Source organism: Thermaurantimonas sp. (genome assembly GCF_046299575.1).
Taxonomy (GTDB): domain Bacteria; phylum Bacteroidota; class Bacteroidia; order Flavobacteriales; family Schleiferiaceae; genus Thermaurantimonas.
In genome coordinates this window covers 59,892-83,967 of the sequence record NZ_JBKBHX010000007.1, presented here as the reverse complement: position 1 = coordinate 83,967, position 24,076 = coordinate 59,892, and the positions used below count along the sequence as shown (strand labels likewise).

General features: G+C 38.1%; 26 protein-coding genes, 1 tRNA gene and 1 pseudogene. 21 read left to right on the top strand and 7 right to left on the bottom strand.

Annotated features, from left to right (window positions below; translation table 11 throughout):
- Positions 1-249: 249 nt before the first annotated feature.
- Complete coding sequence (locus ACK4EX_RS09825; protein ID WP_409772279.1) at positions 250-735, top strand: ABC transporter ATPase; 486 nt, start codon at positions 250-252, stop codon at positions 733-735.
- Positions 736-992: 257 nt separating this feature from the next.
- Here the strand turns inward: ACK4EX_RS09825 and ACK4EX_RS09820 are convergent.
- Both ACK4EX_RS09820 and ACK4EX_RS09815 read right to left on the bottom strand, forming a co-directional pair.
- A tRNA-Val gene (locus ACK4EX_RS09820) sits at positions 993-1,067 on the bottom strand.
- A gap of 141 nt (positions 1,068-1,208) precedes the next feature.
- On the bottom strand, positions 1,209-1,769 hold the full coding sequence (locus tag ACK4EX_RS09815; RefSeq protein WP_409772276.1) for a YqgE/AlgH family protein: 561 nt from the start codon (positions 1,767-1,769) through the stop codon (positions 1,209-1,211).
- Between the two features lie 103 nt (positions 1,770-1,872).
- On the opposite strand from ACK4EX_RS09815, the gene pdxH reads away from it, so the two are divergent.
- From pdxH to ACK4EX_RS09790, 5 genes are read left to right on the top strand one after another with little or no spacing between them, the layout of a single operon-like run.
- Positions 1,873-2,520 carry a pyridoxamine 5'-phosphate oxidase gene (gene pdxH, locus ACK4EX_RS09810; RefSeq protein WP_409772274.1) on the top strand — a complete coding sequence of 216 codons (648 nt, stop codon included), beginning with the start codon at positions 1,873-1,875 and terminating at the stop codon, positions 2,518-2,520.
- Between the two features lie 19 nt (positions 2,521-2,539).
- Positions 2,540-2,734, top strand: a complete 195-nt coding sequence (locus tag ACK4EX_RS09805) for a hypothetical protein (protein ID WP_409772273.1) — start codon at positions 2,540-2,542, stop codon at positions 2,732-2,734.
- A gap of 44 nt (positions 2,735-2,778) precedes the next feature.
- Positions 2,779-3,345, top strand: coding sequence for an RNA polymerase sigma factor (locus ACK4EX_RS09800; protein ID WP_409772271.1), 567 nt, complete (start codon positions 2,779-2,781; stop codon positions 3,343-3,345).
- A 20-nt stretch (positions 3,346-3,365) separates the two neighbouring features.
- Positions 3,366-3,737: a hypothetical protein gene (locus tag ACK4EX_RS09795; protein ID WP_409772268.1), complete on the top strand. Its 372-nt coding sequence runs from the start codon at positions 3,366-3,368 to the stop codon at positions 3,735-3,737.
- A complete protein-coding gene (locus ACK4EX_RS09790) occupies positions 3,722-4,189 on the top strand; it encodes a hypothetical protein (RefSeq protein ID WP_409772265.1) in 468 nt (155 codons plus the stop codon). The genes ACK4EX_RS09795 and ACK4EX_RS09790 overlap by 16 nt, the downstream gene beginning before the upstream one ends.
- A gap of 4 nt (positions 4,190-4,193) precedes the next feature.
- Here the strand turns inward: ACK4EX_RS09790 and ACK4EX_RS09785 are convergent, their stop codons facing one another.
- Positions 4,194-6,260: a helix-hairpin-helix domain-containing protein gene (locus ACK4EX_RS09785; protein WP_409772263.1), complete on the bottom strand. Its 2,067-nt coding sequence runs from the start codon at positions 6,258-6,260 to the stop codon at positions 4,194-4,196.
- Positions 6,254-7,018, bottom strand: coding sequence for a hypothetical protein (locus ACK4EX_RS09780; protein WP_409772261.1), 765 nt, complete (start codon positions 7,016-7,018; stop codon positions 6,254-6,256). Before ACK4EX_RS09780 ends, ACK4EX_RS09785 begins: the two co-directional genes overlap by 7 nt.
- A gap of 9 nt (positions 7,019-7,027) precedes the next feature.
- On the opposite strand from ACK4EX_RS09780, the gene ACK4EX_RS09775 reads away from it, so the two are divergent.
- Both ACK4EX_RS09775 and ACK4EX_RS09770 read left to right on the top strand, forming a co-directional pair.
- Positions 7,028-9,997: a histidine kinase gene (locus ACK4EX_RS09775; protein ID WP_124397086.1), complete on the top strand. Its 2,970-nt coding sequence runs from the start codon at positions 7,028-7,030 to the stop codon at positions 9,995-9,997.
- On the top strand, positions 9,991-10,752 hold the full coding sequence (locus ACK4EX_RS09770; RefSeq protein WP_124397085.1) for a LytR/AlgR family response regulator transcription factor: 762 nt from the start codon (positions 9,991-9,993) through the stop codon (positions 10,750-10,752). Before ACK4EX_RS09775 ends, ACK4EX_RS09770 begins: the two co-directional genes overlap by 7 nt.
- Before the next feature lie 9 nt (positions 10,753-10,761).
- Here ACK4EX_RS09770 and ACK4EX_RS09765 read toward each other — a convergent pair whose 3' ends face one another.
- Positions 10,762-12,969 (bottom strand): reprolysin-like metallopeptidase, encoded by a 2,208-nt coding sequence (locus ACK4EX_RS09765; RefSeq protein ID WP_124397084.1) that lies wholly within the window; start codon positions 12,967-12,969, stop codon positions 10,762-10,764.
- 19 nt (positions 12,970-12,988) lie between these two features.
- On the opposite strand from ACK4EX_RS09765, the gene ACK4EX_RS09760 reads away from it, so the two are divergent.
- From ACK4EX_RS09760 to ACK4EX_RS09715, 10 genes and pseudogenes are all read left to right on the top strand, one after another.
- Positions 12,989-13,396: a thiol-disulfide oxidoreductase DCC family protein gene (locus ACK4EX_RS09760; protein WP_124397083.1), complete on the top strand. Its 408-nt coding sequence runs from the start codon at positions 12,989-12,991 to the stop codon at positions 13,394-13,396.
- Positions 13,397-13,462: 66 nt separating this feature from the next.
- Positions 13,463-13,774 carry a 50S ribosomal protein L21 gene (gene rplU / locus ACK4EX_RS09755; protein WP_124397082.1) on the top strand — a complete coding sequence of 104 codons (312 nt, stop codon included), beginning with the start codon at positions 13,463-13,465 and terminating at the stop codon, positions 13,772-13,774.
- 12 nt (positions 13,775-13,786) lie between these two features.
- On the top strand, positions 13,787-14,056 hold the full coding sequence (gene rpmA / locus ACK4EX_RS09750) for a 50S ribosomal protein L27 (RefSeq protein WP_277028885.1): 270 nt from the start codon (positions 13,787-13,789) through the stop codon (positions 14,054-14,056).
- An 86-nt stretch (positions 14,057-14,142) separates the two neighbouring features.
- A complete protein-coding gene (gene panB / locus ACK4EX_RS09745) occupies positions 14,143-14,964 on the top strand; it encodes a 3-methyl-2-oxobutanoate hydroxymethyltransferase (protein WP_124397080.1) in 822 nt (273 codons plus the stop codon).
- Complete coding sequence (locus tag ACK4EX_RS09740; protein ID WP_409772255.1) at positions 14,945-15,646, top strand: RluA family pseudouridine synthase; 702 nt, start codon at positions 14,945-14,947, stop codon at positions 15,644-15,646. The genes panB and ACK4EX_RS09740 overlap by 20 nt, the downstream gene beginning before the upstream one ends.
- Before the next feature lie 17 nt (positions 15,647-15,663).
- A pseudogene (locus ACK4EX_RS09735) lies at positions 15,664-15,783 on the top strand (DnaJ domain-containing protein); the annotation flags it as partial.
- 249 nt (positions 15,784-16,032) lie between these two features.
- Positions 16,033-16,617, top strand: coding sequence for a hypothetical protein (locus ACK4EX_RS09730; RefSeq protein WP_409772252.1), 585 nt, complete (start codon positions 16,033-16,035; stop codon positions 16,615-16,617).
- A 126-nt stretch (positions 16,618-16,743) separates the two neighbouring features.
- Entirely contained in the window at positions 16,744-17,820 is a 1,077-nt protein-coding gene (gene arsB / locus ACK4EX_RS09725) for an ACR3 family arsenite efflux transporter (RefSeq protein ID WP_124397078.1), read from the top strand.
- Entirely contained in the window at positions 17,783-18,205 is a 423-nt protein-coding gene (locus ACK4EX_RS09720) for an arsenate reductase ArsC (protein WP_124397077.1), read from the top strand. Before arsB ends, ACK4EX_RS09720 begins: the two co-directional genes overlap by 38 nt.
- 85 nt (positions 18,206-18,290) lie before the next feature.
- Positions 18,291-18,770, top strand: a complete 480-nt coding sequence (locus tag ACK4EX_RS09715; protein ID WP_124397076.1) for a DUF1648 domain-containing protein — start codon at positions 18,291-18,293, stop codon at positions 18,768-18,770.
- A gap of 8 nt (positions 18,771-18,778) precedes the next feature.
- Here the strand turns inward: ACK4EX_RS09715 and ACK4EX_RS09710 are convergent, their stop codons facing one another.
- Positions 18,779-21,223 carry a DUF5686 and carboxypeptidase-like regulatory domain-containing protein gene (locus ACK4EX_RS09710; RefSeq protein ID WP_277028886.1) on the bottom strand — a complete coding sequence of 815 codons (2,445 nt, stop codon included), beginning with the start codon at positions 21,221-21,223 and terminating at the stop codon, positions 18,779-18,781.
- A complete protein-coding gene (locus ACK4EX_RS09705; protein WP_124397074.1) occupies positions 21,207-21,596 on the bottom strand; it encodes a two-component system response regulator in 390 nt (129 codons plus the stop codon). The genes ACK4EX_RS09710 and ACK4EX_RS09705 overlap by 17 nt, the downstream gene beginning before the upstream one ends.
- Before the next feature lie 47 nt (positions 21,597-21,643).
- Between ACK4EX_RS09705 and lpxK the strand changes: the two genes are divergently transcribed.
- From lpxK to ACK4EX_RS09690, 3 genes are read left to right on the top strand one after another with little or no spacing between them, the layout of a single operon-like run.
- Positions 21,644-22,672 carry a tetraacyldisaccharide 4'-kinase gene (gene lpxK / locus ACK4EX_RS09700; protein ID WP_124397073.1) on the top strand — a complete coding sequence of 343 codons (1,029 nt, stop codon included), beginning with the start codon at positions 21,644-21,646 and terminating at the stop codon, positions 22,670-22,672.
- Complete coding sequence (locus ACK4EX_RS09695; RefSeq protein WP_124397072.1) at positions 22,665-23,477, top strand: choice-of-anchor V domain-containing protein; 813 nt, start codon at positions 22,665-22,667, stop codon at positions 23,475-23,477. The genes lpxK and ACK4EX_RS09695 overlap by 8 nt, the downstream gene beginning before the upstream one ends.
- Positions 23,477-24,073, top strand: coding sequence for a methyltransferase domain-containing protein (locus tag ACK4EX_RS09690; RefSeq protein WP_124397071.1), 597 nt, complete (start codon positions 23,477-23,479; stop codon positions 24,071-24,073). Before ACK4EX_RS09695 ends, ACK4EX_RS09690 begins: the two co-directional genes overlap by 1 nt.
- Positions 24,074-24,076: the final 3 nt, after the last annotated feature.

Sequence of the window (24,076 nt, the reverse complement as noted above, 5' to 3'; positions counted from 1 at the left end):
AGTACTTTTTTGAAGGAAAAAACTGTGAAAACGGATGTTTGTTTTACGAATCGATCAAAAAGTTAAACAAACAGGGAATTTTTTCTTTTTTGGTGTTAAAATTTATTCTGCGTGCATAACATTTGCTTGTTAAAATTATGTAAATGATTGATTTACTGATTTTTGAAACAGTTATATTTTTTTATTAATATAGGAAAAAATTTAGTGAAATCCTCTACTTTCGTCTAACAAAACTAAAAACTTTTCGTTATGTATGTACCATTTAACGAAATGAAGGATTCATCGCGCATATGGATTTTTCAAAGCGATAAGACCTTCACAGAGTCGAATCTCGACAAAATCTCTGAAAAACTCTACAACTTCTGTCAAAACTGGAAGGCACACAACAAGCCACTGCTGTCGTCGTTTGCCATCTTTTTTGACAGATTTGTGGTACTGGCAGTTGACGAAAGTTTTAACCAAGTGAGTGGCTGTGCTATCGATGCTTCAGTTCGGGTACTGAGCGAAATTGAAAAAGAATGTGGCATAACGCTATTTGACCGCTTCCAGGTAGCCTATCGCGATGGCAATGCGATTGTGGGCTGTAACTTGCAAACATTCAAAAGATTAGTAAAAGAAGGCGAAATAGGCCTAGAAACATTGGTTTTCAACAATGTAGTGAATACAAAAAAGGATTTGGAAAACAACTGGATTGTGCCTGTTAAACAGAGCTGGCATTTTCAATACGTAAAGTAAGAAGACAATACAACCTACTTAAAAGGGAGCATCCTATTGGGCGATGCTCCCTTTTAAATTTTACGAAAAAGAGTAAGTGTCAAATCTTTTTTTAAAACCTTCCAGACTTTCAAGCTTAAAACATCAAAAAGCTTGAGATTCTTAAGAGTAAAAATGATAGGGGCTACAACTCATAAGTTGTAACCCCTTATTTTCCGTATTTTTTCAGTTTTTGGCAGATTGTCAATTTTTGTGAATCTTAACTGCCTGGTTTTTCGTGGGTTCAACAGGATTCGAACCTGTGACCCCCTGCTTGTAAGGCAGGTGCTCTGAACCAGCTGAGCTATGAACCCTTGTTTTTAAAGAACGGCTGCAAAGATAGAGTTCTTTACACTCCTACAATATCCTTTCGAAATTTTTTTGATTTTTCAATTTACTGATTTTCAAAATATCAGAAAATATTTCCAAATCTTTAATTTTTCGTTAAGGAAAAATCAGTTCAAAACCGGATCAGAGGGAGTGTTGATCCATAAGAGATATTCCCCACCAATTTTTCGAAGCATATGTGGCCATCGCTCTTCGGGAGGCATGCTGAGCAGTTCGTCTATGGAGTCTTCTACCACAATCCAGGATTTGTGCTTTATCTCGTTTTCAAGTTGGCCGGATGCCCATCCACTGTAACCTCTAAAAAAAATAACCTCTTGGTCAGATATTTCGCTGTTTCTGATCTTCTCGAAGAGTTTATCTGTATCCCCTCCCCAGTAATAGTTGTCGGTAATGTGATAATTGGATTCTATCAGGTCAGGACGTTTGTGAATAAAGTAGAGGTTTTGCGTTTCAACCGGTCCGCCATTGAGAATAAACATATCAACATTGTCAAGATTGTCGAAGAAATCGCTGATCATCAAATCGCTTTCGTGATTGATGATAAAACCTACTGCACCTTCGTTTGAATATGCTACTAGATAAACAACAGATTTCTCGAAATTTGGATCACCCAGAAGTGGTTCCGAAACGAGTAAACATCCTTGCTTTGGTTTGTCTAACACTTTCATAATTCGAACAACTTAGAGCTAAGTAGGTATAAAAGTATAATCAAATGTCATACTACGAGTCAAAAAGTTCAAAATAATTTTGTCAAAGATTAATTATATTCCGATGAAGAAAGTACTTCATGGCGCCAGAGAGCATTACACGAGAGGAGAATTAATAGAATCCGAACTACCTGACAATCCTAATAAACTCTTTGATATCTGGTTTGAAGATTTTCAAAAGATCAATGTATACGACTTCAATGCTATGACGCTGAGCTCCATTGGACTGGATGGCTATCCGAAGTCGAGACAAGTGCTTTTGAAGGAATATTCGATCGATGGCTTTGTTTTCTACACGAATTACGATAGCGATAAAGCTAAAGAAATTGCTGAAAATCCAAAGGTATCGCTTCTCTTCTACTGGGCACAGGCCGAGAGACAGGTGCGCATTGACGGGCTGGCTGAAAAAGTGTCGAGAGCTGAAAGCGAAGCATATTTCAGGACTCGTCCGCGCGAAAGCCAGATTGGTGCACATGTATCACCACAAAGTCAAATCATCGATTCGCGTGAGTATTTGGAAAAGCGCTTTCAAGAGTTGGCTAAAAAGTTTGAAAATACTGAGCAAATACCCTGTCCTGAAAATTGGGGAGGATATATCGTCAAACCAAAAAAGTTTGAATTTTGGCAAGGCAGACCCTCGCGACTACACGACCGCATTGTTTATGAATTTACAGAAAATGCCAATTGGAAAATATACCGTTTAGCACCATAATTAATAATCGCTAATAAAAATGATCAACGAACACATAACCACAGGCCACTGGATTTTTGCCGCTGTATTTATGACCCTTTTTATTATATACCTCGCATGGAGTTACAAGAAAGATGCGCCGATACACAAGCACTTTTATTCAGGTACAGTATATCTGCTGCTTGGTATTATTACATTGCTGTTTTTGATTTTTGTATTCGCAAAAGTTTTTTAGTGATATAGGTATTACTCATTTATCGCAATTCGGGTCATTACCACGTGTCAGAAAAAGACTTTCATCTGAAGATCGAATACCTTTTGAGTACGCATAGCCGAAAGGATTTTGAGAATGCGTGTAAATTGATTTATGAAGCTTATGCAACTCGAATAACGATGTTCGTTCGATCTTTTCTAAAAAATTCAACCGATGCACAGGATGTAATGCAGAATGTTTGGATCAAAGTATTTGGCAATCTTCGAAAATTTAAAGGAAATTCTACGCTTTACACTTGGATGTATCGCATTGCATATAACGAATGCATCAATTGGAAAAAGTCAAAAGATTTTGAAAAGTTCGCTGAATACGATTCTTTAGAAATATTGAAAACATCGTATCACGAAGAAGAAATAGATTTTTCCAAAGCCTCGGAGTGGTTTGATGATGCTGTAGCAACCCTACCTCCAAGGCAGAGAGCAGTATTTCTGATGCGCTACTTCGACGAACTCCCCTACGACACAATAAGCGAAATTACAGGAATTTCTGAAGGATCACTGAAGGCTTCCTTTTACCACGCGATGGTGAAAGTTGAAAAATATCTAATTGATAAATTAAACGAAAATCGCTAAATGTTGTCAAAAGTCTTGAAATGAAAGAATCAATCGATAAAGAATTAAAAAACTTTCCTCTCCTTGGATTACTCCGAGAAAAGGTACTATTGAATAAAAACTCAAAAGTTAACACTGGCGATTTTAGCCATTATTTTATTTCATACAATTCAAGAAGAAAGAGGCTCTATTACCTGTCAGCATCCATTGCTGCTGCAATTCTACTGCTGTTAGGGGTTTCTGTTTATAAATATCAACAACATCTGAAGACAATAGAACAAGAATATTTTGCCAAACAAAGTGAATTAATAGCTATTACCGACGAGGCTATACTTACAACTGAATACTTCAAATATTTAGAAAATCACACACAATCAATCGCTGAAGAAGATTTACTATGGCTACAAGAATAATTTCACTCACTTTATTGGTTATCAGCGCTTTGAGTTTAAGTGCCCAGCACGATAAGATCCATCACAAAGCACGAACTCGCATTGAAAATATGCGGATAGCCATCATCACTTCACGATTAGACCTCACTCCCGAAGAATCGGAGAAATTCTGGCCCCTATACAACGAATACCGCAAAAAGATAGACAAACTCCATCAAGACCGCATAGAGCTTATTGACGGAAAAATACAATCAGACTCAATAAATGCAATTTCTGACAACGAAGCTGAAAGGGTGCTGAACTCCATTTTTAAAATCAACGATGAATATGCAAGGCTACAGAACGAATACTATAAGCGTTTTCAGAAGCTTCTCGGCTCACGCAGAGCATTAGAACTTTACAGGAGCGAAGTTCAGTTTAGGCGTGCTATCGTAAAAGAACTCAGAGAAATGCCCGAGCGAAAAGCCGATTAATATCTCAGAGCTTTATTCTGCATTGCAATTTAATCTCCGACGAGCGGTTGCCGTTGATTTCCTGAAGTCCGGAGCTTATTACATACTTGTCACTGAACCTTGTTACAGCGTAGCGCAACCAAAAGGTAGCCCGACCGTAGGTGTATTCCACCAACAAATAGCTCCGAATACCTCTGTCATACAACGCAGGTATAGAAAAAGAATATAGAACATCATTTTCAAAGGCATAAATGCGGCTGTTGTAATCATCCGTGTCATACACAGCAAGCCTGTAAGTCCATTTTATGGGAAAATTCGAAGGTAAATAGCGAAAATCCTGAAACAATAACCAACCGGTGCTCACCCCACTATACGACTCAAAATAAGAGTATTCTATTCGTGAAGCAAGCGAAAAATTCCTGGAAGGCAAAATGTTTTGATGAAATCGAAAACCGCTTCTGCGCTCATCGGCCGTCGGGCGAACGACAAATTCATCAGGACCATTCACCAGGCGGTTTTCGCTTCGCACGCGAATATAAAAGTTGTATCTTCTGCTGGCTATATATTCAGATTGAACAAAAACATCCCTTCCACGGCTGGGTTGATTCACATCGTAACGAGGCCAATCAAATTGATAAAGGTCAGCATAAGCGTTAACGAAAAGACGAGGAGCTGCCTCCCAGCGAAAACCTGTGTAGAAACCTCGTTCCGCATCTTTTCCAGTACCCTCAGCAAATGAGGCGTTAAAAAGGGCTGCATATTCCTTCTGAAAATGTCGATACAAGAGCGCATAGGTGAATTTACTGCCTGCGCTTAGGTATGCACCATGTGTCATGGCAATTCCTCCAAAAGAATTGGTGGCAACCTCACCGAAAAGATGAACAGAGGGCAAAAGAATCTGGTAGTCGATCGATGCATTTCGGACGGATGAACCTCGTAAATTATACTTTTGATAAAGTTGGGTAGAGCTTGCCAAAGGCGGATTGAATCGATGCTCTACCACTGTACCACCCAATCGCACAGAGCTAAAGTCAGTTGTTAAATGGGCACCATAGCTTTCAAGTGAAAGTGTATTTCTAGCAGCTCGCTCAGTGGGAGTGCGATGTAAACCTGAAAGGCGAATTGAACCTGCCTCGTCATAGGTCTCACCAGATTCTTCATCTTCAATCGTTGAAAGAGCTGAAGACATTCTTTTATTCGAATAAAAAACCGAAAGGTCAACTTTTCCAAAGGAATATGTAGCAGCTGCCCCTCTGAAGAATCGATTTTCGTCCAAACCGTTGTAGGGAATAAAGCCCCGCCCGAATCGTTGAATATTAAGCACTGCAGGCGATTTTCTAAAAGCCAGTGAACTCCAGAGTACTAATCCCTGACCGAATTGAATCTGATAATCGCCAAAAATGAAAGTCTTCAGTCTCTTTTGTCGCATTAGAGCGATATGACCGCTGTAAAAGTCAAAACCTCGCTGGCCTGGTTCCCACACAAATGGCTCTCCGGCATCTTTTTCACCTGTTAATCCTATGCTGAATTGATTGGCATACACATATCTGTGCCTAATGAAGGTACGATATGGATCGCCAACATAATAGTTTGTAACAGTGGAATCACCGGCCAGTAATCTCCGTCTGAGCTCAAAACCTTTTCTCTCCTCTAAACCCCACTGAGCTCGCACGAACGTAAGGTGCCTGCCCTTTGTCAGATAATCCTTCAAAGAGTGTTTTCTGCTTTCTGTGGATCCTAAATAGGTGAATAGTTCTAACTTCTGAAGCACTGAAGCATCAAATCCATTTAAATACTCTAATTCATAAAAAGTAACAATTCGGCCATATTTTCGTCGATGTTCCAACAAATTGTAAATCTGAAAAGCATTCAGAAAGCCTAGTTGCGCCAGTACTTCTTTCGTAGCTGTGTTGAGATTGATCTTGTTTTCACGATAATAGTCAAGATTTTCAGCCAATTGAATCAAATCAGCGTCATCGCCTAATTGTTCTGCAATGGCCTCTGTTTCTTGTTCCAGCTCATTGAGCTCTACCTGAGCTAAAGTGTAATGTAGGGTAAAAAACAAGAAAAAAAGAAAGATTCTCTTTACCATGAATACGCGAAATCAGCACCAGAAACACCTCCCGGCAGAGCCATATGAACAAAGGAAAAATTAGCTGTAAAATTATTCCAATGTATGCCTACTCCCAGACTGTAAGAAGAGTTAGTGTGCGAATATCCGGTTCTCAGCCAAATCCGCTCCATCCAATGCCATTCGATACCGGTTTTGAATTGTGCGGGCAATAGTTCAGTCTTACTTACTTCACCAAACAATCCCAAACCGTTGCCCGCCATATAAGAGGCGCCAAAGGAAACTCCGGTTGGGAAATATTCGTCGTATTCGCGGATGCGAAGAATCTGAAAAGGATTGAAAAAAACCAGTCCCAGCTTTAAGCGATTGTTTACCTGGTACATCGCCCCAAGATCCGCATGAGCTCGAAATAAATTACCTCGCTCTGCTAGGTGATAGTTTGTGAGATTGAGTTTAACCCCTATCGAAAAGGCATTCATGAGTTTAAGTCCATATCCGGCTGTTACATGATTTTCCCTAAAACCTTCAATGCCAGTAGAGGCTAATGCTAGACCAATGGCCTGATCACCCCTTAATCGATATTGACCTGAAAGGTGAAAAATATTTAAATCATTTATTCCAAAGCGATTTTGAACTGAAACAGCCACTGAGGATTGTGACAAGTAAGCAAGCCCCGCTGAATTGTTGATAACCGAAAAACCATCTACCAGTACGGAACTTACACCAGCCAATCCTAAGGAGCGCATTCCGCTTAGAGAATAGATGGTTTGTGAGGACACACATAAACTTTGAAAAAAAAATACAGCGAAGGAATACCAGAAAAAAAGCTGCTTTTTAAGCATTCGAAGGAAGTATATTTCGATGCAATTTTACCACTTGCAACTCATATATACATGCAAATTCGATGTTGTTTGATTCTACTTACGACTTTTTTCTACATTCATTCAAAAGCTCAAGTAACAGAATTACCCTTGATTTTTCAATCTTTTGGAATAGAAAATGGTCTTTACAATCCTCTGATTAACGATGTCGTAATTTTAAATGGCACCGATAGGTATTTCGCTACAGAAGGTAATGGCTTAGTTCATTTCCAGCAAGGCAGATTTTATTATTATGGCTTGCCAGAGGGGCTTCGCTACCCATTTATTTCAACACTTTGCGTTGTAAACGATGACTCAATACTCGTTGGTTCTGAAAATGAAATGTATTTTTTTTCCACAAAATCTAATACCTTCCATCTTTTATACAGCTTTCCATCAAAGAGTAAAGTGCGAAAAATACTTTCAAATGCAAGAGGAATTTATGTATTAACAAATGATGATAAATTATGGATTTTTGAAAAGAGTGAAAAAGTACAACTTATAAATGAAATAAAACTTACCTCTCCGGCGAAAATTACCAAATGGAATCAGCGAATAATCGTTGCTAAAGACGATACCTGCCTTTATCAAGTAAAAGACAACATCCTTGAAGCTTTTTATGTCGACACTTTAAAAATTCTTAATATCGGATCATTGTCAGATGCATTATATATCTTCTCAGATGTTTCCATCATTAAAATTAAAAAAACTATAAAAACAATTATTCGAACGAAAAAAAAATTAAATTTCGTAAAAAATCTTGTAAAGAATGATCAATATCTTTTATGCCGAATTGATGAAGATAAACTTCTTTCTCTTGATGCGAGTAATAGGGTAAAATATATTTCTATTCCTGCAGAGACAAATAAATTTTCCTTGCTCGATAATGGAGAACTCTGGATTTCTGAAGGCAATAGAGTGAAGTGTTATTTATATCCATCAGTAGAGCGAGTATTCGAATTTTCCAAAGACCGAATAAGTAAAGTATATGATTTAAAAATCATCAATCATCAATTGTTCATATCTGCAGGAACTTCTATTATACTTGTCGATTTATCGTCAAATGAAGTTCGTGAAATTCCTTTTAATACAAAAAATGGTCTTGTCCTACAGATTTTAAAGGATAAAAAGGATATTTTATTTAATACTGAAAATGGTTTAATCCCATTTTACAAAAGAAATGCAATGCCATATCCATCCCTGCAAGGAAAATATATTGGAAGTGCTAGTGAGTATCCTGCAGGTTGTTTGAGTTACATAAGTCATTCAGCTATCTCATTGCACTGCGAAAAAGAAGAGCGAAAAATTGATTTAGACAGAACCATACTATCACACCATTGGACAGATACTCACAGAATATGGATACAAACAGATAATACACTTGAATTCTATAGTTTCAAAAATTCAGAATTAAGTTTAATCAGAACTTTTAAAATCTCGCCAAATGCATTGATATTCAATGGAGATAAATCAAGAAAAATTTGGTTACTTGATGATGGGACTATAAAAGTTTTTAAAGATACAATTCAAACTACATTTTATTCAACATCCATACGGATAGATAACATTTTAAAGGTTAGAAATTTAGGTGAAGATACACTTATAATCTTAGGCGATAAAATTCAAATGGCTTACATCGAAAATAATAAAATAAATTTAATAACACTCAACTACTTCAATTGGATAAATGGGGTAAATCAAATTTTAGACTTTTTCGAATACCAATCTGAAATATATGCTATTTCTACAAATTCTATTTTGAAAATTTCGAATAAAATATTCTCAAATTACTCTAATCCTAAAATTCTTTTATTTCGTACAATGGTTAATGGAAACGATCGCAATTTATCAGAAAATATATTTCTTAATAGCAACGAAAATACACTTCATTTTTACTTTTCAACTCCCTCAGATATTTTCACAGAAAAAGAATACAGATACAGATATATTTTAACATCGAATAGATTTAAAAATGACACAATCGATTCATCGCTTCCAGAACTTTATTTGGCAAACATTTATCCAGCAAATTACACATTGATTTATGAACTTATTTCACCAGAAAATACAGTAGTTGATCGTAATGTAATTCATTTTACCATAGCATCACCTCTTTGGCAAAGATGGTGGGTCGTGACCGGCACATTAGTGTTTTTAATCAGTGGTTCTGTTGCTTTTGTCAAATGGCGAACTAATCAACTCCGCGAAAAGGTAAGACTAAAAGAAACGCTTCTCGAGACTGAAACTCGTGCACTTCGATTGCAAATGAACCCTCATTTTCTTTATAATTCATTGGAGTCAATTGAAGGTTTTATTTTAAAATCAGATAAAGTGTCTGCTATCAGACATTTAAACAATTTCACGCGATTGATGCGTCTGATTTTAGAAGGCAGCGACAAAGGATTTCACTCTCTAAAAAGGGAAAAGGAAATTTTGTATTATTACCTCGATTTAGAAAGAATGCGCGCCAATAACGAATTTGATTATCAAATACACATTTTTCCGGAGAACGTAGAAATTGATCAGCTTTTAATTCCTTCAATGATAATTCAACCTCATGTAGAAAACGCAATCATACATGGCATACGCCCTCTAAAGGACAGAAAAGGTCTTATAAAAATAATTTTTACAATCAACGAAAACAACAATGAACTCGAAGTGCTGATAGACGACAATGGCGTCGGTCGGTCAAAATCTTCCGAATTTTCAGTAAAAAATGACGTAAAATCAAAATCAATGGCACTAAATATCAATGCACAAAGGCTAAAAATATTGAGCCAAACCCACAATAAAACATTTTTAATTTCGATCGAAGACTTGTTTGATGACTTTGGTGTACCTTCGGGTACTCGAGTTCGAATGACTTTGCCCATTCTTAAAAATACAGAAGTATGCTAAAAGTAGTATTGGTAGATGACGAAAACACCATCATTGAATCACTAAGGTCGAAAATTGAAATGTTTTGCCCAGATACAGTGGTGGTAGGCACTGCTACTAACATCGATGATGCACTTAAAGTAATCGACAGCCAAAGGCCAGATGCTATTTTGCTCGATATACATCTCAACGATGAAAGCGGTTTTGAATTGGTAAATGAATTACAACTTGAATTCGAAGAATACGAACCGGCTATCATTTTTATTACCGCCTATGACGAGTATGCAGTTAAAGCTTTTAAAGTAAATGCTATTGACTACTTACTCAAACCTGTAAATGTAGATGAGCTACAGGCTGCACTTGAAAAGGTGAAGAAAGTGCAATCCAAAAAGCTTCAGGAGTTTACACAACCGCTTACCCACACTCAACATGTCGTTTATCAAAACGAGCGTATTCCGATTTATACTAACGATGGTGTAGAATTTCTGAACATCAACGACATTCTATGGATAGAGACATATAAAGCACACACATTGGTAGTTAAGGCTAATGGAGAAAAAATTGAATCGACCCGCCCTATACGTTTTTACGACGCCATGCTTCAGAATTCGAAAATGATGCGCGTACATAAATCGTATATCTGCAATTGTGAACACATTAAGAAATATCTGCCTTACAGCGGGGGATTCGTAGAAATGTCGGACGGAAGTATTATTTCAATTTCGAGTAGAAAAAGGGAGATGATTCTTAAGCGAATCTCTCCCTATTATCAGTGAGTTTAAAGATTACTGTACGATCCACTTAAAGGTTTTACTGCCTTCATCAGCATTAAGGCGAATCAAGTACATACCAGTCTTGAGCGATTCTGTTGAAAGATCAATCGACCGCAGACCTACTTGCAGAGCGTGCTTTTGACTGTACAAAATTTTACCCTCCATCGTAAGAATCTGGATATCAACATTGCCTGGCAGCAGTTTTTCAAAGGTCAAGTAGGCTCTTTGACCTCCCGATACCGGATTAGGATGGACTGAAGCAGAAGACAATGAACTCTGTTCATCGGCAGAAAGCACGGCTGGTGTTAGTGTTACAAATCTTGATACAGCGAAAAATAACTGATTTACCCCATCAATTCTAAAACGCGCAATAGAGGTATTTAAACCTGGAGGAATGATGACCAAAGCCTCACCGTTATTCGGCCGGCGACCGAGGTAGTGCGCCCAAGTTTGTCCATTGTCAGTACTTAAATAAATGTCCACTTCTTTACAATTGATGTTTCCTGCGTCGGTACCAGCTACATTCCATATGATGCGTGTGATGGTACCTGAACGAAGCTGGGCACCCTGAGTGGGATATGTGACTGTAAAAGGGCCAGCATTTCCATCAACTGCCAGCTGAATTTGTCGATAGCTCACAGCTGAACCATCGCGCACAGTAAGCCTAAAGCGAAGGTTACGAGCATAGGTTGGCAAAATCTCTCCAATAACATTTACACCCGTGAGAATAGATGTATAACGAGGCAAGAATCGCGTACCGGTATTCACCGGACTGAAGCTTCTGAAAATAGGCGCGTTGCCACTAGGGCTAGTAGGTGCACCTGAGGGGCCGGTATCAAATTGCTCCCAAGTGTAGGTGATTGGATTGCCATCAGGATCGGAAGCAAATCCATCAAGACGAAAAGGTGTTTCCTTTGGTATGGTGGTATTAGGCAGGCGAATGCTATCTATTACCGGTGCGTTGTTTGGGGTAGTGATCTTATTAGCACATGAATTTCCGGGGCCAATGATCGCATAGTTATACATTTCGCCAATAGAACCTATGTGAAAATAATCATCGCTGTTGTTCTGCAGATTTGGTGGGCATATTCCGGCATATCCCATTATCGTTGAAGCACTTCCTGGTTCCCATGCGGTACTGCCATTGCGCTGGCAACTGTTGTTTTGGGTATGATTTGCACCGAATTGATGTCCCATTTCATGTGCCACATAGTCAATGTCAAACGGATCGCCTACCGGTGCTGAACTGCCTGTTACTCCTTGAGCCTTATTTGTAAGGCACACACATCCTAGAGAAGCTAAACCTCCCCCACCTGTGCTAAAATTATGACCAATATCGTACGCATTAAAACCAATGGCATTATTTATTACATTTGGATTGGTGGATAAAAGCTGGCTTGCACTATTGTTTTGAAAAGGATCGGTAGCCGGATTTAAAAAAATAAGCTGACTATTGTTTGGAACAAGGACCAAGCGAATTGCAATATCCCGTTCATACACGCTGTTCACTCTATTAACAGTAGTAATTATCGCATTCATCACTGTTGGGATGGTACCTCCGTGAAATTGGCTGTATTCGCCGGTAGTAGTTACGGCCAAGCGGTATTCTCTTCTGATTTTCTCCACCACTACTACATTGTTCTGCGTTCTTTCAGACGTTTCGTACTCGTCATCGCGTTCGATGGGTGTACCTGAAAAATGACAAACCGCTTGTTTGTCGGTGATAAAATCTTTTTTGAAGTAGCATATCGAAAGTTGAGGCTCATTGCGATACACCGGATCGATGAACCAGCTGCCTTCAGGATGGCCAGTAACCATAGCTGTAAAACCGCGCGGACCAATTTCGGCTTTCAGGTACAAAGAAGTATCACCACTAATAAAATACCCTCTGATAGCACGAATCTGAGGAAATTCATCCATCATGGCTGGTGGCATTACACCCGATTGGGCCAATGTGAAAGTAAAAACTCTGCCGTCAGGTGCTGGTATATTCATGTAGGTGAATGCACAACTCTCCCAAAATTCACATGATGGCGTCGATTGAAAAAGTTCTAACACTTTTGCCCGATCAAACTCATATAGCTCAAAATGATTAGCCACAATCTGTGCATCTGTTCTTTTGTAAAGCTCTTTATCAACTTTTACAAATAAGTTTGACTGAGCGAAAGCAAAGATTCCAAAACTTACTGCTAAAATTGAGAATGCTAACTTTTTTATCATTTATTGTGTTTACTTTATAATGAACAAAGATACGGAGAAGGTTATCGTTTTTATTGATGCACAGTGTGTGCTCTGTGACTTTTTATCCAAAGTAATTCTTTGGGCCGATAAGAAAGATTATTTCCGAATAGCTTCTTTGACAGGCGAAACCTACCGAATGCTTGCCCAAAATCCACAGCCTCCCAATCAATTGCAATACGTTGAAGTGTACTCTCACGGCAGGTGGTTTGATGGGCCTATGGCAATATTTGAGATTTTGCGCACACTTGGGTTTCCATATTCTATTTTTTTGGTATTTAAACTTTTACCCACCAAAATCAATTGGTTCTTATATCGATATGTAGCAAAAAAGCGCTTTGCTTGGTTTGGAAGGAAAGAGATTTGTTCTTTAGAATCTTCTCAAAATCTTAAAAAAATTTTGCCATAAGTATCTCAATTGATAATTAATGATAAAAAAATTGTACTTTTGCGGCCCGAAATTAAAACCAACAAAATGTACGCAATTGTAGAGATAGCAGGGCATCAGTACAAAGTACGAAAAGACCAATCTATCTTCGTAAATCGCCTTGCCAATGCCGAGGGTGAAGAAATCACCATCGACAGAGTATTGCTAATAGGCGATGACAACGGAGTAAAGGTTGGCGCCCCGGTTATAGAAGGTGCCTCAGTGAAGGCCGTAGTTGATCAGCACCTGAAAGCTGATAAAGTGTTAATCTTTAAGAAGAAGAGAAGAAAAGGGTACCAAAAGCTCAATGGTTTCCGTCAGTCAATCAGTAAAATAACAGTTAAAGACATAATTGCATAAAACCTTAAAGTCATGGCACATAAAAAAGGGGTAGGTAGCTCTAAGAACGGACGTGAATCAGAAAGCAAACGCCTTGGCGTAAAAATTTTCGGTGGTCAGGCTGCTATTGCAGGCAACATCATTGTGCGTCAGCGCGGCACACGTCATCACCCAGGCAAAAATGTCGGCATGGGTAAGGATCACACCCTCTACGCTCTTGTAGATGGAATCGTAGAATTCAAAAAGAAAAAAGATAACAAATCTTACGTTTCAGTTATACCAGTTCAGGTAGCTGAAGCATAAAATCACAATCTATCTTTTCAAAAAGCTGTCAGAATAGTTTTGACAGCTTTTTTTATTTTATTTGCATTCAAATCGATTAATAAGTAATGTCAACCGCCCAATCAACACCTGAAAAAAAGGTTACCACCAATACAGTACAAGAAATGAAACGCCGTGGTGAAAAAATCAGCATGCTCACGGCATATGATTACACTATGGCCAAGATGGTAGATGCAGCAGGTATTGATATAATCTTGGTAGGTGACTCAGCATCAAACGTAATGGCGGGACATGAAACCACCTTACCCATCACCCTCGACCAGATGATCTACCACGCATCATCGGTAGTAAGGGCAGTAAAGCGAGCGTTAGTAGTCGTAGATCTTCCTTTTGGATCATATCAGGGCGATAGCAAACAAGCCCTCAACAGCGCTATACGCATCATGAAAGAATCAGGCGCACATGCCGTAAAATTGGAAGGTGGGGTTGAAATTATTGATTCAATAAAGCGCATTTTATCCGCCGGTATCCCCGTAATGGGACATTTAGGCCTAACCCCCCAAAGTATTTACAAATTTGGAACATATACAGTAAGAGCACGAGAAGAGGCTGAAGCCGCTAAGCTCTACGAAGATGCCCTGCTACTCGAACAAACAGGTTGCTTCTCGATTGTTTTAGAAAAAATCCCTTCAGAACTTGGAAAAAAAGTAGCTCGAGCCGTAAAAATACCCATCATAGGTATAGGTGCGGGTCCTGATGTAGATGGCCAGGTACTTGTGACTCACGACATGCTTGGAATGACCTATCAGTTCCATCCGCGCTTTTTGAGGCGATATCTCAATCTTTACCAAGAAATTACGAATGCTATAAGTCAGTACGTAGTTGATGTAAAGTCTGGCGACTTCCCAAATGAACATGAAAGATATTGATTTGCAAGATATTGCAAATAGAATTGTCTATGAAGATAACCACCTTCTGATATTCGATAAGCGCGCTGGTGAGTTAGTTCAAGGAGATAAAACGGGTGATACACCGCTTTTAGAAATTTTAAAAAACTATATAAAGATTACCCGCCAAAAACCGGGAAATGTATTTTTAGGAGTAACACATCGCCTCGACCGACCTACACTAGGGTTAGTAATTTTCGCAAAAACCAGCAAAGCTCTCGAACGCATCAATGCACTGCTGCGAACAGGCAGTATTTCAAAAACGTACAGAGCTATTGTAGAAGGTCAATTAGCTTTTGGTGAACGTAAGATTCTGGAAAACAACCTTATAAAAAATCCAAAAAACAACAAAACTTATGTAGTAGCGCCAGATACACCTCAATCAAAATTAGCTAAGCTCGAATATCAATGCATTCAAAATTTTGATCATTACAGTCTATTAGAAGTGCGATTATACACTGGCCGTCACCATCAGATTCGCTGTCAACTCGCCCACCTAGGCCATTGTATAAAAGGAGATGTGAAGTACGGCGCAAAAAGGGCTAATCCTGACGGTTCCATCAGTTTGCAGGCTTACCAATTAGAATTCATTCATCCCGTGTCGAAGCAACCGATTTGTGTAAAAAGTACACAATCATTGCATCTCGCAAGCAAAAAAAGTTAACTTTGTAAAAAAAAACGATAGACAGACGCCATTGCTATTACGTTTTAGGTCTCTCGCCCGGTGCCTCTCAAGAAGACATTAAGCGGGCTTACCGTCGTCTTGCAAAAAAATTTCATCCCGATGTAGCTAAAAATCCTTCTGACTTACAAAAGTTCAGACAAATACAAACTGCATACGAAATACTCACTGGTAAACAGCGACCAAGATTTTCAGCATCTTTTTCTACTTTTAATAATTATTCTACCGTAAACAGAAAAACTACCTTTTCGCATAAAAAATCGGATGATTTTCGAAGAAAATATGGAATTTCAAAAGAAGAATGGCTCAAGAGAAAAGCTGCTTCTGAACGCATAAGACAAAAAAACTCTGAAGAAGCTTATAAAGCTTTGAAAACCGGCATGATATGGGCCATACTTTTCACTATTTTTTCTAATATTATTTATCCTTTTCTTTCAACGTCCTACACAAAATTTATTGTATTCAAAAATCCGTTAGAATCAGTAGCATCTATCAATTATACATTAGGGTATCAAGTAGGTATAGTTTACCAAACGCTATATGGTGAAAAGAGAAAAGAGCTGAGATGTAATTACTTCAATGAAACAACCTATTTACCAAATGGTTTTCCGGCTTATAAAAGTGATACATATACAGTAATTTACAATAAATATAATCCTGATTATTTCATCATCGACTTTACGAAACCAGATGATATACTTAAAGATAAATTGCTGAAATCTTGTCTTGAAGTAATTACAAGAGAACCCGAAAAATTCAATAATATATCTAGAGAAAAAGCTTCATATTTTTTAAAAGATATTATGAATCATTTCGGTATAAATGGATTATCGATGATATATAATCATTCCACAAAATTCTACCACAACATAAAATATAATTCATTGGTTTTTTACTTCTTTAAAAAGAATAAGTCATACCGAAATCTTTTAGATAAATACACGGAAAATTAATAAGGCCTATTTTTATTTATCAATCAAGCATTCAAGCATTTTTATTCTTAACAATTACTTAATACCATACTAAGTTGAGCATTTTAATTCTAAAACTACTTTTGACTCGCCTTCTTAATAGATAAAATGAATAAACGTTTAAAATTCTTTGACAGATACCTCACCTTGTGGATTTTTTTGGCGATGGTCTTTGGTATTTTGATAGGAAACATTTTTACAGATGTCAAAGAATGGAATGAAAAGATGAGCTATGGAAGCACGAGCATTCCTTTAGCCATCGGATTGATACTGATGATCTATCCCCCGTTAGCCAAAGTAGATTATTCATTAATACCTCAAGCGCTTAAAAATCGAAAAATTCTTGTCCTTTCTCTTCTACTCAATTGGATTGTTGGCCCAGTATTGATGTTTCTTCTCGCTGTATTTTTTCTTAAAAAAGAGCCGGAATATTTTACAGGTCTAGTCCTGATTGGCATTGCCAGATGTATTGCGATGGTAATCGTGTGGAACGATTTGGCCGGAGGCAACAGAGAATACGGTGCCATGTTAGTAGCTCTTAACAGCATCTTTCAGGTATTCACTTATAGTTTTTATGCATGGATTTTTGTATATTTTTTACCTAATTTTTTGGGTTTAAATAGCCAAGAAATTTCAGTTTCATTCAAAGAAATTGCTCAGAGTGTTCTCATTTATCTTGGAATTCCCTTTATAAGTGGTTACTTGAGTAGATTATTATTAATTAGAAGCAAGGGGATTGATTGGTACAATAGAAAATTCATTCCCATTATTTCACCTATAACTCTAATCGCTTTATTGTTCACCATTGTTGTAATGTTTAGTTTAAAAGGCGATACACTCGTTGAGCTCCCTTTTGATGTTATTAAGATTGCAATACCACTTGTATTTTATTTTATATTAATGTTTTTCACAAGTTTTTTCATTGGAATTAAAATGGGAATACCCTATGATAAAAATGCTGCCATTTCATTTACAGCATCGGGAAATAATTTTGAATTGGCTATAGCAGTAGCTATATCTGTTTTCGGTCTAAATTCTCCTCAGGCTTTTGTCGGTGTTATAGGCCCATTGATTGAAGTTCCTGTTTTGATTTTGTTAGTAAAAGTAAGTTTGTTTTTAAAAGAGAAATATAATATAAAATATAGCAATGAAACCAAAAATTCTCATCCTTTGTACAGGGAATAGCTGTAGATCACAAATAGCTGAAGGATACTTCAAATACTTCGCCGGCGACAGGGCTGAAGTGTACAGCGCAGGAATGGAGACGCATGGAGTAAATCCACGAGCAATTGCTACAATGGTTGAGGATGGAATAGATATTTCTACTCATACCTCAAATCACGTAGATGAATATAGAAACATTGATTTCGACTACGTAATCACTGTATGTGATCACGCACGCGAAGTATGTCCCTATATTCCATCTAATGCACAACAATTTCATCACAATTTTAAAGATCCGGCCAAGGCTACCGGCACAGAGGAGGAAATAATGGCAGAGTTTAGAAAAGTGCGCGATGAAATAAAGAAATTCGCAAAGGAATTTGTCGATAAATTTATTGCAGTTTAAAAAGATTATTTTTTATTTAGAAATGTTTTATACATATGCTTTTAATAGTCAAACTGATTAAATTTTTAAATATATTGCCAAAAATATGAGGCCAAAAATTAGTTTACATTACAAATGGCTTGATTATTTATTAGAGGTTGTGTCTTTCCTCGTGTTAGTAAGTATCATTGGTCTGTTTTTTTGTAGATATCAAGACTTGCCGGATGAAATTCCACTTCATTACGATCTAAGTGGAAAAGCTGATAGATTTGGAAGTAAAAGAGAAGTATGGTTACTTTTATTAGTTACTATACTAATCTACCTCTCTTTGACATTTTTAAAAAAATTTCCTCACATTTTTAATTACCCAATAGTTATAACTTCAAATAACGCCAGCTATCAATACACTTTAGCAGTCAGAATGCTTCGAATTCTGAAGTTGATTATTTTACTTATTTTTTTTCATATTTTTTACTCAGTTTTAAAAGCAAAAGATAGTTTGCCTTTTTTCGCAATTGTATTAGAAATATCTTCGATTTTTATTACGCTAATAATCTATCTAATATTAGCCTCAAAAAATGCATAGAAAAACAGCTATTTAGTTGTTAGCTTAAACAAAATTTGTGGTACAGTAATTTCTGAAATTTGCGAAGGAGAAACTCTGTAGTAAATTCCAATACCATTAGCTGAAAACAACCTATTTATCTCAATTCCAAATTCCTGATAAACTTGAGAAGGAGCCGTAGCATTTACTCCGTAATGATATGAAGATTGGCTGTTTACTCCATACAATGCTCGATACACAAATTCGATGTGAGGACGTCGAGGCTTGCGGTCAAAGAAAAGATTCCAAGTGTCATAACGGAGCATAATCTGAGCGTACGTATCCATTGAAAATTCGTTGAAAAGCATTGTTTCAAAGCTATGGCGGTCGGCAAGTGCAAATCGGCGCAATCGAGCAATATCGCCATTGTACAAATTCCCTCTGCCGGCGTATAGATATCCATAAGGTGCTCCACCCTGAATATGTCCACCGGCTATTTCAGTATATAAAAAACCAATCCTTCGCCGACCGAAGCGAAAATTAGCTCTGAAATCGACTTTTGTAAAACGCACCTCTCCAACATCTGATGAAAAGGCTTGTGTGACATTAAAAAAATACCTAGGAAAGGTGTAACGCACCGTGCGACGACCGAGAAAGGTTTCAGTTACTACATCGTTTGGTGCATATTCCATCGAATATTCGGCCAAATGCAAGGCAATTCCGTTGGTTAATTGAGTAATGGATTGATCAGGATTGTAATAGTAATAGGGCTGTGCATGTTTGCGAAATTCGCGATTATACCTCACTATATTTTTAAAACGAGGTGTCCATTCCCACGACACAAACACATAAGCTGATGAAACATAGTCCCAGCCTGTGATGTAGAGCCTTCTGACGGCTGACTCGAGCAAATTTCTTCTCTGATAGAAGTAAAATTGAGGCTGAGCAGCCTCGACCATGTCGTAAGAGTATCCGGCTCCGGCCCAAAGATTGTAAGCCTCCAAAAACTGCCATGCTCCCTGATAGCCAAATTTCCAAAGTCGATCGCTCCATCCGTATCCGGCAAATCCACTAAGCCGAAGACGAGGATGCAAGCGTTCGTTGGTGGAGGCTCCTATACCTGTTCGCAAGCCTTCATAGAGATTGAAATTTAAAATTCTTTTCAGGTCCAAATCGATGAATTTCACACGAAACTTCCCGTCAGTAAAGGCGGTAAGCCATACAAGCCTGCGATCAATATTTAGTGCCTGACCGATGGAGTCATTGAATTCATAGGTTCTTGCCTCCATCGGAGTTAGATCGTGTGCACGAAACTGGCTCCAATAGACGCTATCTTTCTCACCTGCATCGGGATTGATTTTAATATCAACGCTTCGAAAATCTTTTAGTCTCAATCCCGGCGAAAGATTGATATCGCGGTGATACGAACGCATGCTTCCATACAGACTTAGGCCATTTATGGCGACATTCAAAATTTTAAAGTCGCTATTAAGCTGCATCGGAAACCACCTGCCCGTAGTTTTTTCGTAGAGTTGTTGTATGGAAACAGAAAAATTCTGTTGTTTAGCGGGCGAAGCAATCACATTAGCAATGGCATAGTCGGGCGTAGCAATGTACAGCAGCCCTTTCATGCTTTTGTGTTCGTGCCCGGGTCTGGGTCTAAAGGAAATGACAAAAACAGTATCGGCGTCAGGCCTGTCATACAAGGTGTCTTCAATAAGATAAAAATACTGATTTTCAGCTTTTTTTGAGATAGGATTATCAAGAGTAATGTTAAAGAGTTCAAATTCATCTCTGTAAAACGAAAAACTTTGTAGCTGGGTAGCTAGTATGCTGAAGAGAGGATTCTTAATACCTGAAATGCGTGAAGCCAGTACAGTTTCGTTTACTTTGTTGGGCTTTAGATATCTCCTTTCAGATACTGACTCTGAGAGGAAGAGATATTGGCGGTTTGAAAATTCAATAGCTCTGAGGGCAAAGGAATCGATTTTCTCTGGATTTATTGAATCTCTAATAACCTTTAAATCGTTGGTATCAAATGCTATAACTAATTTATTGTAGGCCTTGTAGTAATACGAATCAAGACCTTCCGGATCGTTTCTGTCTTTATTGTTTCGCACCTGACTAATGATTCTAAGAGCAGGATTTTCACCGGGATACACCTTTACCTCAGCAATGAGGAGCGATGTAGGCTTGAGCGCAATAGTGCAATTGACTGTACAAGAAGCTTTTCGAATGTTTAGTTCTAATTTTTCGTATCCAGCGTAGCTAAAAATCAACACACTATCCGTAGGAAGAAGCACTAGTTGAAATCGCCCCTCAATGTCGCTCGAAGTACCTCGCTTTGAATTTTTTACAACAATGTTTCCGAAGGGCAGGCGTTCGCCTGTTTGAGCATCAATCAAAATACCTGAAAAAGACTGAGAAAAAGCGCTGTAAATGAATAATTTACAAAGAAGTACAAATAGAATTTTCGATTTAATCGTGTTCGCCATTCAGCAGCGGTTCGAGTAGGGGTAATTTGTCCTTGGTCATAGGTTTGTCAAGAAACATTTTGACCATTTTAGTCTTGCTGGCCTTTTCGCGATCTTCTTCATCGACAGATGCCGTAAACATTACTACAGGATATTCAAAACCATTTTTTTCTACATTTTCAATAAATTCCCAACCGTTCATTCCGGGCATGTTCACATCTACTAAAATGAATTTCGGTTCAGCTCTTTTGTCAACAATTGCTTTTAACGCTTCAGATGGATCTACGAAATCAAGAACTTCTACCCCATCTAAATTCATTGTGAAAACTTTGCGACAAATCAGATTTTGTATCTGATCGTCGTTTACCACCATGATTTGTTTTTTATTTGCCATTTTTCAAAAACCGCACAAAAATACAAGTATCAAAAGATTTTTAAACATTGAAAAAATCGCATAACAAAGTTTTTAAAATCCTATTCTCTTCGGTCAGTTTTTTATTAAAATTCCTCATCTACTTAAGGCATTTTTTATACGATCGCAAATGGCTTTTTTCGGAAAACTTCCAAAAAACGAAAGTCCTTGCAATTGGTAACCTTGCGCTAGGTGGTACGGGAAAGACACCGATGACTCTTTTTTTGACAAAAGAACTGAGCAATGAATTTAAAATTGCTATTCTCTCCAGGGGATATGGCCGAGTGTCAAAAGGATTCTTGTGGGTAGATGATACTTCTGCTTTTTTGGAAGTTGGAGACGAACCTTTATTGTTAAAAAAAAATCTGCCAAACATTCCTGTGGCAGTATGCGAAAGGCGGGTCGATGGTGTAAAAAAAATTCTGCAAAAATTTCCGGATACCCAGGTGGTGATTCTCGATGATGCCCTGCAACATCGTGCCATTGTTCCTGATATAAAAATTTTACTCACAACGTGGAATCAGCCCTTTAGCGCAGATGCTCTCTGGCCAATAGGAACCCTTCGAGATGTAAAAAGCAGAGCTAAATATGTGGATGCCATCGTAGTAACAAAGACTCCAGTGGCAGCGACTACAGCTGAAAAAGAAAAAATCATCTCCTCTCTCCAGAAATATTCTAATGCCCCAATATTTTTTTCACACAATCACAATTATTTCTTTCCTCCATTGCCAGAAAATAAAAGGGATGTCGTGATTGTTACCACGATAGCCAATCCATCTTATGTTCTAAATTTTTTGAGTCAATGGAATCTTAAAATCATAGAAAAATTTCTGTTTAAAGACCATTATCCAATATCCCATCGCGAATGGGAAGCAATTTTTGAAACTTGCAACAGAAAGGACGCTCTATGCATAATGACTGACAAAGAGTATGTAAAACTGCCCTCTGTGTTAGCTGAAAAGTTTAACAACACGATTTATGTACTTAAACTTACAGTAGATATTGAAAACAAAATTGAATTTTTAAACCTTATTACCAAAAAACTTTCCTATGATTAAGAAATACAAACTCACGGCAGCCACTGCATTGCTGATTTTATTGTCAGGGATGATTAAATCCAATTCAAATGGTGCTTTTTCAACAGGTTACACCGGTGCACCCATAGACAACGGTATGAACTGCTCTGGTTGTCATGGTGGACAAACGTCAAACAGCACCTCGCTCATAACTTCCAACATACCTCCAACTGGCTATGTACCGGGAACAAAATATCAAATAACCATCAATGCCCAGCACCCTACCCTCAATAGATTTGGATTTATGCTCACAGCTCAAACGAATACTACAAATCCCATTCACGTAGGTACTTGGTCGCTACTAAACAATCAGACACAGCTACGGATAAACAATCGATATGTTTCGCATACTTCGCAAGGCACGCAGGGATCAAATAATGCCCGAACCTGGCAAGTAGAGTGGACAGCTCCTGCCGCCGGAACTGGAGCAGTTGCAATTTACGCAGCCGTTAATGCGGTGAACGGAAATGGAACTACCTCAGGCGACCAAACCATTCTAGGAAGTTTAATAGTAGGCGAAAGTTCTGTTTCACTCAATGAAACAAAAACGCCAGCTGTGCGAATTTTCCCCAATCCAGTCAAGAGTGAATTTGTTCAAATCGAAAATGTTGTTCCTTTTTCTCGCGTTGAAATATTCACATTAGATGGTCGATTGGCAAAAAAAGAAGACTTTGGAAAAACAACTTCAGCTACTGTAAAAGTTAGTGATTTAAAAAGCGGAATACATCTCTTTGTAATTTTTGATGAACAAACAATGTTAAACACACAAAAAATCTGGATACCTTGATGAAGTTAGATCAAGCCTATTGGACAGAGCGATGGCTAAAAGGGGAGACTGGATGGGACATAGGGCATCCCTCCCCTGCTCTGATTGATTTTGCTGTAAATCACATTCCGACTGACGCCCGTATTCTCATTCCTGGAGCCGGTAATGCCTATGAAGCCGAGGAGCTCTTGCACCTAGGCTACAGTCATGTGTATGTGGTTGATATTTCGGAAGTGCCTTTGCGCAACTTGAAAAAGCGATTTCCCGACTTTCCCACCAATCAACTTTTGCACAACGACTATTTCAACCTTGAAGGCTACCAATTTGACTTTATCCTCGAACAAACTTTTTATTGCGCACTAAATCCATCGCTGCGCGACAACTATGTGAGAAAATCCTATGAACTGCTTACATCCGATGGTCAAATGGCTGGTCTTCTTTTCGATTTTCCTCTCACTGAGGCTGGCCCCCCTTTTGGTGGTTGTTACGAGGAATACCTCGATCGGTTTTCAAGATATTTTGAAATCCTTACCCTCGAAAAAACCAACAAAAGCATACAGCCCAGAATGGGAAAGGAATTTTTCTTTCACGTGAAAAAAAAGAAGCCAACCCGGTAGTGG